At 63.7% G+C, this 12,169-nt stretch carries 11 protein-coding genes; 6 read left to right on the forward strand and 5 right to left on the reverse strand.

What is annotated here, in order from left to right; all coding sequences use genetic code 11:
• Positions 1-67 precede the first annotated feature (67 nt).
• Entirely contained in the window at positions 68-733 is a 666-nt protein-coding gene (msrA, locus tag AC2FMD_RS14595) for a peptide-methionine (S)-S-oxide reductase MsrA (protein WP_496795153.1), read from the forward strand.
• Here the strand turns inward: msrA and AC2FMD_RS14600 are convergent.
• Together AC2FMD_RS14600 and AC2FMD_RS14605 are read right to left on the reverse strand one after the other, a co-directional pair.
• The gene (locus tag AC2FMD_RS14600) at positions 730-1,602 is read right to left on the reverse strand and encodes a ribokinase (protein WP_496795154.1); all 873 of its coding nucleotides are present in this window, start codon (positions 1,600-1,602) and stop codon (positions 730-732) included. The genes msrA and AC2FMD_RS14600 overlap by 4 nt on opposite strands.
• A gap of 4 nt (positions 1,603-1,606) precedes the next feature.
• Positions 1,607-3,862 carry an NADP-dependent malic enzyme gene (locus tag AC2FMD_RS14605; protein ID WP_496681606.1) on the reverse strand — a complete coding sequence of 752 codons (2,256 nt, stop codon included), beginning with the start codon at positions 3,860-3,862 and terminating at the stop codon, positions 1,607-1,609.
• A 160-nt stretch (positions 3,863-4,022) separates the two neighbouring features.
• Between AC2FMD_RS14605 and mutS the strand changes: the two genes are divergently transcribed.
• The gene (mutS, locus tag AC2FMD_RS14610) at positions 4,023-6,638 is read left to right on the forward strand and encodes a DNA mismatch repair protein MutS (RefSeq protein ID WP_496795168.1); all 2,616 of its coding nucleotides are present in this window, start codon (positions 4,023-4,025) and stop codon (positions 6,636-6,638) included.
• A gap of 58 nt (positions 6,639-6,696) precedes the next feature.
• Here mutS and AC2FMD_RS14615 read toward each other — a convergent pair whose 3' ends face one another.
• Together AC2FMD_RS14615 and hrcA are read right to left on the reverse strand one after the other, a co-directional pair.
• Positions 6,697-7,260, reverse strand: coding sequence for a nucleotide exchange factor GrpE (locus AC2FMD_RS14615; RefSeq protein ID WP_496681609.1), 564 nt, complete (start codon positions 7,258-7,260; stop codon positions 6,697-6,699).
• Between the two features lie 10 nt (positions 7,261-7,270).
• Positions 7,271-8,335: a heat-inducible transcriptional repressor HrcA gene (gene hrcA / locus AC2FMD_RS14620; RefSeq protein ID WP_496681612.1), complete on the reverse strand. Its 1,065-nt coding sequence runs from the start codon at positions 8,333-8,335 to the stop codon at positions 7,271-7,273.
• Positions 8,336-8,448: 113 nt separating this feature from the next.
• Here hrcA and rph point away from each other — a divergent pair, with 113 nt between their 5' ends.
• The 4 genes from rph to AC2FMD_RS14640 are packed head-to-tail and all read left to right on the forward strand — an operon-like array spanning position 8,449 to position 11,273.
• A complete protein-coding gene (rph, locus tag AC2FMD_RS14625; RefSeq protein ID WP_496681615.1) occupies positions 8,449-9,162 on the forward strand; it encodes a ribonuclease PH in 714 nt (237 codons plus the stop codon).
• Positions 9,159-9,773 (forward strand): RdgB/HAM1 family non-canonical purine NTP pyrophosphatase, encoded by a 615-nt coding sequence (rdgB, locus tag AC2FMD_RS14630; RefSeq protein WP_496742743.1) that lies wholly within the window; start codon positions 9,159-9,161, stop codon positions 9,771-9,773. The genes rph and rdgB overlap by 4 nt, the downstream gene beginning before the upstream one ends.
• Positions 9,763-10,917 carry a radical SAM family heme chaperone HemW gene (gene hemW, locus AC2FMD_RS14635; RefSeq protein ID WP_496795155.1) on the forward strand — a complete coding sequence of 385 codons (1,155 nt, stop codon included), beginning with the start codon at positions 9,763-9,765 and terminating at the stop codon, positions 10,915-10,917. The genes rdgB and hemW overlap by 11 nt, the downstream gene beginning before the upstream one ends.
• A 2-nt stretch (positions 10,918-10,919) precedes the next feature.
• Positions 10,920-11,273 (forward strand): YbaN family protein, encoded by a 354-nt coding sequence (locus AC2FMD_RS14640; RefSeq protein ID WP_496681622.1) that lies wholly within the window; start codon positions 10,920-10,922, stop codon positions 11,271-11,273.
• On the opposite strand, the gene AC2FMD_RS14645 is transcribed toward AC2FMD_RS14640, so the two are convergent.
• A complete protein-coding gene (locus tag AC2FMD_RS14645; protein WP_496681624.1) occupies positions 11,263-12,159 on the reverse strand; it encodes a ParB/RepB/Spo0J family partition protein in 897 nt (298 codons plus the stop codon). The genes AC2FMD_RS14640 and AC2FMD_RS14645 overlap by 11 nt on opposite strands.
• Positions 12,160-12,169 lie beyond the last annotated feature (10 nt).

Here is a 12,169-nt window from a genome sequence, read left to right on the forward strand (position 1 = left end):
CAAACGGTTTCAGCCGATTGTCAGCCGCCCCAATGCGCGGCAGCCTGAGGCGGAAAGGAGGTCCGCCATGACCCGTTGCCTCGACCAGATCAAGCTGACCCTTCTGTTTGCTCTGATTGCGCTGGCGCTGATCCTGCGCGCTCAGCCGGCCCCGGCGGCCGGGACCGAGACGCTGACCGTGGCGGGCGGCTGTTTCTGGTGCGTCGAAGCCGATTTCGAATCCGTGCCCGGCGTGATCGAAGCGGTTTCGGGCTATACCGGCGGCACGACCCCGAACCCCACCTACAGCCAGGTCACGAGCGGCGGCACCGGCCACTACGAGGCGGTGCAGATCACCTTTGACCCGGCCCGCGTTTCCCGTGAAACTTTGCTGAACCTGTTTTTCCGCTCGGTCGATCCCACCGATGCCGGAGGCCAGTTCTGTGACCGGGGCGAAAGCTATCGCACCGCGATTTTCGTCTCTAACACAGGCGAAAAAGCTTTAGCCGAACGCAGCAAAACCGAAGCGAATCGTGCGCTGGGTCAGGCCATCGTGACTCCGATCCTGCCGCTTGGGGCGTTCTATCCGGCCGAGGCCTATCACCAAGACTACTACAAGGGCAAAAAGCTGGTGTTCACCCGGTTCGGGCCGAAACGCCAGCTGAATGCCTACAAGGCGTATCGCAAGGCCTGCGGCCGCGATGCGCGGGTCCGGCAGCTGTGGGGCAGCGCCGCGCCATTTGCCGGATCTTAATCCAACACGGCTTCGCGCACCTCTTTCAGGTCCGGAATGACGTCTGCCGTGCCGGGCCGCATCACCATCAACGCCGCCGCCCGGTTGGCTTGGGTGATGGCCTGCGCCATCGGCATCCCCCGGTCCATTCCGGCCAGGACATATCCGGTAAAGGTGTCCCCGGCCCCGGTCGTGTCCACGGCCTTGACCTTGTGGGCGGGAAACTCAACCGCCGACTGGCCGCGTTGATGATATCGGGCGCCTTTTGACCCCAGCGTGACGATCACATGTTCGACCGGCAGATCGGCCGGGGCCAGCCCCGTGGCCTGTTGCAGCTGAGCCGCCTCGACCTCGTTCAGGATCAGGAAATCCAGATAGGGCAGCACCGCCTGCACCGCCGGCGCGCTGAAGGGGGCTGCGGCATAGCACACCGTCAGACCCCGCTCGCGGCCCAGCTTCGCTGCTTCGACCTGTGCGGTGGTCTCGTTCTGGAAAACCAGAATATCGCCCGTGTCAGAGTCTGTCAGCGCGGCAGAAACCTGATCGGCCCCGATCGCGTGGTTGGCGCCGGGGTACAGAATTATCAGGTTTTCGCCCTGCGCATCCACGGCGATGATCGCATGGCCCGTGGGCTGATCGACCTGCGCGATGTGCCGCGTGTCGACCCCGTATTCGGTCAACCGGTCGCGCGCCCACAGCCCATCGGACCCCACGGCGCCGATGTGGCGCACATGCGCCCCGGCCCGTGCCGCCGCAACAGACATGTTCGCACCCTTGCCGCCCAGAAACCGCTGCAACCCGCTGGCCGCCAAGGTTTCACCCGGCGCCGGCAGGTGCGGCAGCGCATAGACCGTGTCAGCATTGATCGAGCCAAGGTTCCAGATTGCCATTAGATCACGCCATGTCGCACGAGGCCAGGATGGCCATGTTCAGGATGTCATTCGCGGTCGAGCCGGTCGAACAGATCTGGATCGGCTTGTCGATGCCGGTCAGGATCGGGCCGATCACCGTGGCCCCGGCCATTTCCTGCATCAGCTTGGTGGAAATCGACGCCGAGTGCCGCGCAGGCACGATCAGGATGTTGGCCGGCCCGGTCAGGCGGCAGAAGGGATAGGCCTCTTGCTGATGGGCGTTCAGCGCCACGTCGACGGTCATCTCGCCTTCGTATTCGAAATCGACGCCGCGCGCCTCCAGCACTTGTGGGGCCTTGTACAGCTTTTCGGTCCGCTCGGACACCGGATACCCGAAGGTCGAGAAGCTGACAAACGCCACCCGAGGCTCCAGCCCCATATGGCGGGCAACAGTGGCGGCGCGTTCGGCAATCGTCGCCAGATCGTTCTCGTCGGGCCATTCATGCACCAGCGTGTCGCCGATCAGCACGATCCGGCCCTTGTGCAGCAGCGCGGTGATCCCGGCAGCGCCATGGGCGGCGTCGGCGTCGAACACATGGCTGATGCGGTCCAGCACATGCGCCGACTTGCGGGTGGCCCCGGTCACCAGACCGTCGCCATGCCCATGCGCCAGCATCAGGGCCGAGAACACATGCCGGTCGCGCGCGGCCAGGCGGTGGATGTCCTTGCGGTCAAAGCCTTTGCGCTGCAGTCGCTGGTACAGAAAGTCCTTGTAGGCATCGAGATGCGTGGTGTTGGCGGCATTGACCACCTCCAATTCGCGCACCGCGTCGCCCAGACCGGCGGCTTCCAGCTTGGTCTTCACGTCGTCGGGCCGGCCCACGACCAGCGCCTTGCCGAAGCCCGACCGCTGATACATCACCGCCGCGCGCAGAACCCGTGGATCGTCGCCCTCGGCAAAGATCATCCGGCTTTGCGCCGCGCGGGCCCGGGCGTTCAGGCCGCGCAGGATGCTGGCGGTCGGGTCCATGCGCGACTTGAGGCTCAGCTCATAGGCCTCCATGTCGATGATCGGCCGCCGGGCCGCGCCGGTGTCCATCCCCGCCTTCGCGACGGCGGGCGGAATGCGGTAGATCAGGCGCGGGTCAAACGGCGTGGGAATGATGTAGTCGCGCCCAAAGGTCAGCGATTTGCCATAAGCCAGCGCCACCTCGTCGGGCACATCCTCGCGCGCCAGACGGGCCAGCGCGTGGGCGCAGGCGATCTTCATCTCGTCATTGATGGCGCGGGCGTGGATGTCCAGTGCCCCGCGGAACAGGTAGGGAAAGCCCAGAACGTTGTTGACCTGGTTGGGGTAATCGCTGCGCCCGGTGGCCACGATGGCGTCAACGCGCACCTCGTGCGCCTCTTCCGGGGTGATTTCCGGATCGGGATTAGCCATGGCGAAGATCACCGGATTGTCGGCCATGCTGGCGACCATCTCTTGCGTGACCGCGCCTTTGACGGATACGCCCAGGAACACGTCGGCGCCCTTCATGGCCTCTTCCAGCGTGCGCAGCTCGGTCGCAATCGCGTGAGCCGATTTCCACTGGTTCATGCCCTCGGTCCGGCCCTGATAGATCACGCCCTTGGTGTCACAGACGATGCAGTTTTCATGCCGGGCACCCATCGCCTTGAGCAGTTCGATACAGGCGATCCCCGCTGCCCCGGCCCCGTTGAGGACGATCTTCACGTCCTCGATCTTCTTGCCCGAGATGTGCAGCGCGTTGATCAGCCCCGCCGCACAGATCACCGCCGTGCCGTGCTGGTCGTCGTGAAAGACGGGGATGTCCATCTCTTCCTTCAGGCGCTGCTCGATGATGAAGCACTCGGGCGCCTTGATGTCTTCCAAATTGATGCCGCCAAAGGTCGGCCCCATCAGCTTGACCGCGCGGCAGAATTCGTCGGGGTCTTCGGTGTCCAGCTCGATATCGATCGAGTTCACGTCAGCGAAGCGCTTGAACAGGACGGATTTGCCCTCCATCACCGGCTTGGACCCCAACGCGCCCAGATTGCCCAGCCCCAGAACCGCCGTCCCGTTCGAGATCACGGCCACGAGGTTGCCCTTGTTGGTATAGTCATAGGCGGTCTCGGGGTTTTCCGCGATGGCTTCACATGGAACCGCCACGCCGGGGCTGTAGGCCAGCGACAGATCGCGCTGCGTGGTCATGGGAACGGTGGCCTGCACCTCCCACTTGCCGGGGGTGGGTTCCAGGTGAAAGGCCAGCGCCTCTTCTTTGGTGATCTTCGCTTTGGGCATTTTGACGGTCGGTTCCATGGCTTCGGGGCTTTTCGCCTCATACCGCAGGCGGGGGCGCGCCTCAACGACTATGCGATTTCACCTTTCGTCGCGGTTGGGGGATTTGTAAGGTCGCGCCGGAATACGCCAGAGGGGAGCAGCCTTGTCCAACGTCACGCCGATGATGGCGCAATACCTGGAAATCAAAGAGGCCCACAAAGACGCCCTGCTGTTCTATCGCATGGGCGATTTCTACGAAATGTTCTTTGAAGACGCCGTGAACGCCGCCGAGGCGCTGGACATCGCCCTGACCAAGCGCGGCAAGCATAATGGCGAAGACATCCCGATGTGCGGCGTGCCGGTACATTCGGCCGAGGGCTATCTGCTGACGCTGATCCGCAAGGGCTTTCGCGTCGCCGTCTGCGAACAGATGGAAAGCCCGGCCGAAGCCAAGAAAAGAGGCTCTAAGTCAGTGGTAAAGCGCGATGTGGTGCGCCTTGTCACCCCCGGCACCCTGACCGAAGACGCCCTGCTGGAGGCGCGCCGCCACAACTTTCTGGCCGCCTATGCCGAGGTGCGCGACGAGGCCGCGCTGGCCTGGGCCGACATCTCGACCGGGGCGTTTCACGTGATGCCGCTGACCTCGGTCCGGCTGAGCCCCGAGTTGGCCCGGCTGGCCCCGTCCGAGCTGATCGTGGCCGATGGCGCCGAGTTTAATCTGCGCGACACGGTCGAAGATCTTGGCATCGCGCTGACCCCCGTCGGGCGGGCCAGTTTCGACAGCACTGCGGCAGAAAAACGCATCTGCGGGTTGTTTCACGTGGGCACGCTGGACGCGTTCGGCAGCTTTGGCCGGGCCGAGATCTCGGCTATGGGCGCGCTGATCGACTATCTGGAAATCACGCAGAAGGGCAAACTGCCGCTGCTGCAGACCCCGATGAAGGAATCCGAGGATCGCGTCGTGCAGATCGACGCGGCCACCCGCCGCAACCTTGAACTGACACGGTCCTTGTCGGGCGGACGGGCCGGATCGCTGCTGTCAGTGGTGGATCGCACGGTGACCCCGGGCGGTGCGCGCCTCTTGGAACAACGCCTGTCCAGCCCCTCGCGCAATCTGGACGTGATCCACGCGCGGCTGGATGCCGTCGATTTTGCCGCCCAGGACAGCCTGATCGCCGCCGATCTGCGCGAAGCCTTGCGCAAGACGCCCGATCTGGACCGCGCCCTGTCGCGCCTGTCGCTGGAGCGCGGCGGCCCACGCGATCTGGCCGCAATCCGCAATGGGCTGACCCAGGCGCAGGCGATTGCCGAGATCTGCGCCGGTCAGGACCTGCCGGTGCTGCTGGCGACCGCGGTGCAGAACCTCGTGGGTTTCGACGACCTGCTCAACCTGCTGGATCAGGCGCTGGTCGCCGACCCGCCGTTGCTGGCGCGCGATGGCGGCTTCATCGCGCCGGGTTTCGACGCCGAACTGGACGAAGCCCGCACCCTGCGGGACGAGGGGCGCTCGGTTATTGCCGGGTTTCAACAGAAATACGCCGAACACACCGGCATCGCCTCGCTGAAGATCAAGCACAACAACGTGCTGGGCTATTTCATCGAAACCACGGCCACCCATGCCGAAAAGATGCTGAACCCGCCGTTCAGCGAGACCTATATCCACCGCCAGACCACCGCCAACCAGGTGCGGTTCACCACGGTTGAGCTCAGCGAGATCGAAACCCGCATCCTGAACGCCGGCAATTTGGCATTGGAGATCGAAAAGCGGCTCTATCAAAGGCTTTCTGACGAGATTCTGGCGCAGGCCGCCCGCATCAACCAGGCCGCGCGCGGGCTGGCCGAGCTGGACCTGACCACCGCGCTGGCCGATCTGGCGCGGGGCGAGAACTGGTGCCGCCCACAGGTGGACGGCTCGCGCGCCTTTGATATCGTCGCAGGCCGCCACCCGGTGGTGGAGCACGCGCTGCGCCAGCAGTCGGGCGATGCCTTCATCGCCAATGACTGCGACCTCAGCGCCGAGGGTGGCGCCGCCATCTGGCTGCTGACCGGCCCCAACATGGCCGGTAAATCGACCTTCCTGCGCCAGAATGCGCTGATTGCGCTGCTGGCACAAATGGGCAGTTTCGTTCCGGCCGAGCGCGCGCATATCGGGCTGGTCAGCCAGCTGTTCAGCCGCGTCGGCGCCTCCGACGATCTGGCGCGGGGGCGATCGACCTTCATGGTCGAGATGGTGGAAACCGCGGCCATCCTAAATCAGGCCGATGACCGGGCGCTGGTGATCCTCGACGAGATCGGTCGCGGCACCGCCACCTATGACGGCCTGTCCATCGCCTGGGCCACGCTGGAACATCTGCACGCCGCCAACCGCTGCCGCGCGTTGTTCGCCACGCATTACCACGAGCTGACCGCGCTGGCCGGCAAGCTGGAGGGCGTCGAAAACGCCACCGTCGCGGTCAAGGAATGGGAGGGCGAAGTGATCTTCCTGCACGAGGTCCACAAGGGCGCCGCCGACCGCTCCTACGGCGTGCAGGTCGCACAACTGGCGGGTCTGCCAGCTTCGGTCGTCGAGCGCGCGCGTGTGGTTCTGGACCAGTTGGAGAAGACCGAGCGCGAGGGCGGCAAGCAGAAGGCGCTGATCGATGATCTGCCGCTGTTTTCCGCCGCACCGCCCCCGCCGCCACCGTCTGCGAAGGCCTCACCGGTCACCGATATGCTGGACCAGATCCTGCCGGACGACCTAACCCCGCGCGAAGCGCTGGACCTGATCTACAAACTGAAAGAGGCGGCCAGATCCTGACCGCCCCTTCATCTTTTCCCAAATACTCTCGCCGAAGGCATGCGCCCTAGGGCTCGTTTCAGCTCGCCGGCGTGGAAGACACGCCAACCTGCGCCGGACGCAGCAGGCGGTCATGCAACATGAATCCTTCGGCTGAAACCTGGATGATCTCGCCCGCCTTGGTGCCCGGCACCGGGGCCTCGAACATGGCTTCGTGCACGTTCGGATCGAACTTGTCGCCAACCTCGGGCGCGATCACCTCGATCCCGTGTTTCTTGAACACGTCCTTGAGCATGCGCATCGTCAGCTCGACGCCTTCGATCAGACCGGCGGCAACTTCGCGCTGCTCGTCGCTCGCGGCCTCGAGCGCGCGCTTCATGCTGTCATAGACCGGCAGCATGTCACGCGCCAGCTTGGACCCGCCATACTGTTCCGCCTCGCGGCGGGCCTTGTCGCCGCGCTTGCGTGCGTTTTCCGCATCCGCCAAGGCGCGCATGAACTTGTCGCGCAGCTCGTCGCGCTCGGCCTTCAGGGCATCCAGTTCCAGCGCTTCCTCGCTGATCTCGGCCAATTCCTCGGCCAGTTCTTCCGCCTCGGCAGTTGCAATGTCGTCCAGAAATTCTTCGTTCTTCGGCTCTGCCATCTTTTATCCTCTAGCTCCGGTCGGAAATCAGCTTGCCGACCAGCTGCGCCGTATAGTCCACGATCGGCACGATCCGCCCATAGTTCAGACGGGTCGGCCCGATCACGCCAACGGCGCCGATTATCTTTCGATCAGCGTTCATATAAGGAGACACCACCAAAGAGGAACCCGAAAGTGAGAAAAGTTTGTTCTCGGAACCTATAAAAATGCGCACGCCTTCACCTTCTTCGGTCAATTCCAGGAATTCGGCGATATCGCGCTTGCGCTCAAGATCGTCGAATAGGACCCGAATCCGCTCCAGCTCTTCCTCCTGACCGGTATCGCCCAGCAGATTCGCCCGCCCGCGCACGATCAGCCGCGCCGAGTCCGTCTCGTCGCCCTCCCAGGCCGCAAGGCCGCTTTCGACCAACTCACGCGCCAGCACGTCGATCTCCTGGCGGCGCGCGGCAATCTCGGTCTGGATCATGCGGCGCACATCGGACAGCGTGCGGCCCTCGATCAGGGCGTTGAGGAAATTGGCCGCCTCGCGCATCGAGCTGGGCGTCTGCCCAGGTGGCGGCGTGAACAGACGGTTTTCCACGTGCCCGTCCGAGAACACCAGAACCACAAGCGCCCGGTCATGGCCCAAGGACACGAATTCGATATGCTTGATCTCGGCCTCGTGCTTGGGCGTCAGAACCAAAGACGCCCCGCGCGTCACGTTCGACAGCGCCGCGCCGACCCGGTCGAGCATGCCGCTGACGTCGCCGGCGTTGCTGCCCAGGGTTTCGTCCAGCTTCTGCCGGTCTTCCTCGCCCAGGTCGCTGACTTCCAGCAGCCCGTCCACGAACATGCGCAGCCCCATCTGGGTCGGCACCCGTCCGGCGCTGACATGGGGGCTGTCCAACAGGCCCAGAAATTCCAGATCCTGCATAACGTTGCGTACGGTTGCTGCGCTGACCTTCTCGCTCAGCGACCGGGTCAACGTCCGGCTTCCGACCGGCTCGCCGCTTTCGAGATAGTTCTCGACGATCAGCCGGAACACCTCGCGCGACCGGTCATTCATCTCGTCCAGAATTTTACTCGCTTCACTCATCGGCGATCCTTTTGCTGGATGGTCATTAAATAGCTGCCAACAGAAAGGTCAATCGGGGTTGCATCGCTGCCGCGCCGGGCGGTATCCCCAAGCCAGCAGACAAAGGATATCTCATGCGACCCTCTGGACGAGATTTAAGCGAAATGCGCCCGGTTTCAATCGAGACCGGGTTTACCAAACATGCCGAAGGTTCCTGCTTGATCAAGATCGGCGACACCCATGTTTTGTGCACCGCCACGATCGAAGATCGCGTGCCACCCTTTATCAAGGGGTCAGGCCTGGGCTGGGTCACCGCCGAATACGGTATGCTGCCCCGCGCGACCAACACCCGGATGCGGCGCGAGGCCGCCAGCGGCAAACAGGGTGGCCGGACCGTCGAGATCCAGCGCCTGATCGGCCGTGCCCTGCGCGCCGGGGTGGATCGCGTCGCCCTTGGCGAACGCCAGATCACCGTTGACTGTGACGTGCTGCAGGCCGATGGCGGGACCCGCTGCGCCTCGATCACCGGCGGTTGGGTCGCGCTGCGGCTGGCGGTCAACAAGCTGATGAAGGCCGGCGACGTGATCACGGACCCGCTGGTCGATCCGGTGGCGGCCGTATCCTGCGGAATCTATGCCGGCCAGCCGGTTCTGGATCTGGATTATCCAGAGGACAGCGAGGCTGGCGTCGACGGCAACTTCATCATGACCGGCTCCGGCAAGCTGATCGAGGTGCAGATGAGCGCCGAAGGTTCCGTCTTCAGCCGCACGCAGATGGACCATCTGATGGAATTGGCCGAAAAAGGCGTGTCCGAGCTGGTGGCCGCGCAACGGGCTGCCACCGCATGACCCGCCGGTTTGAAGGCGATCGGCTGCTGGTGGCCACGCACAACAAAGGCAAGCTCGAGGAGATGGCCCATCTGCTCGAGCCCTTTGGCGTGGCGGTCGTGGGCGCGGCTGAGATGAACCTGCCCGAACCCGAAGAAACCGAGGACACGTTCGTCGGCAACGCGCGCATCAAGGCCCACGCCGCCGCCCGGGCCACCGGCTTGCCCGCCCTGTCCGACGATTCCGGTATCACCATCGATGCGCTGGACGGCGCGCCGGGCGTGTACACGGCCGACTGGGCCGAAACCGGAAATGGCCGCGATTTCCTGATAGCCATGACCCGCGCCCATAACGAGCTTGAGGCGCGAAACGCACCGCATCCACGCACCGCCCAATTCCGCTGTACGCTGGTTCTGGCCTGGCCCGACGGCCATGACGAGGTGTTCGAGGGCGTAGCACCCGGTCATCTGGTCTGGCCGATCCGCGGCAAGGACGGGTTCGGCTATGACCCGATGTTCGTTCCTGAAGGATATGACCAGACCTTTGCCGAGATGGATCGGTGGGAAAAGAACAAGATCAGCCACCGCGCCCGCGCGGTCGAGCTGTTCGTGAAAGGCTGCTTTGGCGGATGATTGGCGCAACGGGGGCTTTGGCCTGTACGTGCACTGGCCCTTTTGCGAGGCCAAGTGCCCCTATTGCGATTTCAACAGCCATGTTTCCAGAAATATCGATCAAAAACAATGGCTTGACGCATACCTGTCCGAACTGAAGCGATCTGCGGCCGAAACCCCCGACCGGGTTCTGAATACGATCTTCTTTGGCGGTGGCACCCCGTCGCTGATGGCGCCCGAAACCGTCGCCGCCGTGATCGACACCGCCCGCAGCCTTTGGCGGCCCGCCAATGACATGGAAATCACGCTCGAGGCCAATCCCGGCTCGGTCGAGGCCGGACGGTTCGCCGCCTATCGCGATGCCGGTGTGAACCGGATCTCGATGGGCATTCAGGCGATGAATGACGAAGATCTGAGGCGGCTGGGCCGCATCCACAGCGTGGCCGAGGCACGTGCCGCCTTCGACATCGCCCGCACCTGTTTCGACCGGGTCAGCTTTGACCTGATCTATGCCCGCCAGTACCAGACGCTTGAAGCCTGGCGCGCCGAGCTGACCGAGGCACTGTCGATGGCGATCGACCATCTGTCGCTGTACCAACTGACCATCGAGGCAGGCACCGCATTCGGCGACCGCTATTCGGTCGGCAAGCTGCGTGGCCTGCCCGAGGACGATAACGCCGCCGACATGTATCTGGCCACGCAAGAGATCTGCGAGGCCCACGGCATGCCCGCCTACGAGGTGTCGAACCACGCCGCCCCCGGGGCCGAGTCGCGGCACAACCTGATCTATTGGCGCTATGGCGATTATGTCGGCATCGGACCGGGCGCCCATGGGCGGATCACGGTGAACGGCCAACGGATCGCAACCGAAACGCATCTGGCACCGACCGCGTGGCTGAATGCCGCCGAGCAGGGAAATGGCGAGAAGCTGCGGACCCCACTGACCGCTGAAGAACAAGCGAACGAATACCTCATGATGTTTCTTCGATTGACGGAAGGTCTAGATATGGACCGTTTTAGCCGTTTAGCCGGGCGCTCTTTGCCGCAGACCAAACTGGACTATCTGCAGGAGATCGGAATGATCACCCAACAGGAAAACCGTCTGGCTGCCACCGCGGACGGCCGCGCCGTTCTGAATGCGGTGATCCGAGAATTGCTGGAGTAGAGATGCACTATCTGTGGGCCACATTGGGATTGCTCTGCGTCGCGCTTGCGATGGTCGGGGTCGTCCTTCCCTTGGTGCCCACGGTTCCGTTCCTGCTGCTGGCGGCGTTTTTCTTCGCGCGGTCCTCAAGCCGGTTGCACACTTGGCTGCTGACGCATCGCACCTTCGGCCCGCTGATCGTCGACTGGCAGAGCTCGGGTGCGATCCGGCCGGCGGCAAAAAAGGCGGCAACCCTGTCGGTCGCCGCCGTCTTTGGCCTGTCCGTTCTGGTTTCGGTTCCGGTCCATGTCCTGATCATTCAGGCCGTGACCCTGGGCGCGGTCATGATCTTTATCTGGTCACGCCCTAGCGGCTGAGCTTGGCACAGAGATCATCCAGCTGGTCCAGGTTTTCATAGGTCAGCACGACCTGCCCCGTCTCGGTTCCCGGCTTGTGGTTGATGACCACCTTCATCGCCAGGATCGCGGACAGGTCCTTTTCCAGCGCCCGCGTGTCGGCATCCTTGCCCGCGTACAGGTTGCGGGAGCGCGGCGCGGGCTTGTCCGTGTTGCTCTGCTGTTGCTTTTTGACTAGGGCTTCGGTCGCCCGAACCGACAACCCCTCTTTGACCACGGTCTTCGCCAACTCGGACGGGTTTTCCGACGTAATCAGCGCGCGGGCATGTCCGGCCGACAATTTTCCTTCAACGACAAGGGCTTGAACGTCTCCGGGCAGTGACAGCAGTCGCAACAGGTTGGCAATGTGGCTACGGCTCTTTCCCAGGGCTTCGGCCAGTTTCTCTTGCGTGTGTCCAAACCGATCCATCAACTGTTTGTAGCCTGCGGCCTCTTCCACGGCATTCAGATCGGCGCGCTGGATGTTTTCAATGATGGCGACTTCCAGCACCTCGGTGTCGTCGAACTCGCGCACGATGACCGGAATGTCATGCAGTTGCGCCATCTGCGCGGCGCGCCACCGGCGTTCACCGGCGACGATCTCGTATTGGCCGCCCTCGACGGGACGCACGATCAGGGGCTGGATGATGCCCTTTTCCTTGACCGAGGCGGCCAGCTCGTCCAACTGCTCTTGCGAAAAGGTGCGGCGCGGCTGGTTGGGGTTGGCCCGCAGCTTTTCGATCGGAACTTTCATGTCCGGTCGACGCGGCGCGGCAGATACCTGCCCCTGCGGATCCTGCGTGACATCCGCCATCAAAGCGGACAACCCGCGCCCCAGCCCCCTGGGTTTTGCCTTTTTGGCGCTCACTTCGCCCTCC

The organism is Ruegeria sp. BHSC276, from assembly GCF_059612945.1.

Excerpts from the sequence above, each read along its gene's own strand:
- msrA (WP_496795153.1), top strand. The coding sequence starts at position 68 with ATGACCCGTTGCCTCGACCAGATCAAGCTGACCCTTCTGTTTGCTCTG.
- AC2FMD_RS14600 (WP_496795154.1), bottom strand. The coding sequence starts at position 1,602 with ATGGCAATCTGGAACCTTGGCTCGATCAATGCTGACACGGTCTATGCG.
- AC2FMD_RS14605 (WP_496681606.1), bottom strand. The coding sequence starts at position 3,862 with ATGCCCAAAGCGAAGATCACCAAAGAAGAGGCGCTGGCCTTTCACCTG.
- mutS (WP_496795168.1), top strand. The coding sequence starts at position 4,023 with ATGATGGCGCAATACCTGGAAATCAAAGAGGCCCACAAAGACGCCCTG.
- AC2FMD_RS14615 (WP_496681609.1), bottom strand. The coding sequence starts at position 7,260 with ATGGCAGAGCCGAAGAACGAAGAATTTCTGGACGACATTGCAACTGCC.
- hrcA (WP_496681612.1), bottom strand. The coding sequence starts at position 8,335 with ATGAGTGAAGCGAGTAAAATTCTGGACGAGATGAATGACCGGTCGCGC.
- rph (WP_496681615.1), top strand. The coding sequence starts at position 8,449 with ATGCGACCCTCTGGACGAGATTTAAGCGAAATGCGCCCGGTTTCAATC.
- rdgB (WP_496742743.1), top strand. The coding sequence starts at position 9,159 with ATGACCCGCCGGTTTGAAGGCGATCGGCTGCTGGTGGCCACGCACAAC.
- AC2FMD_RS14640 (WP_496681622.1), top strand. The coding sequence starts at position 10,920 with ATGCACTATCTGTGGGCCACATTGGGATTGCTCTGCGTCGCGCTTGCG.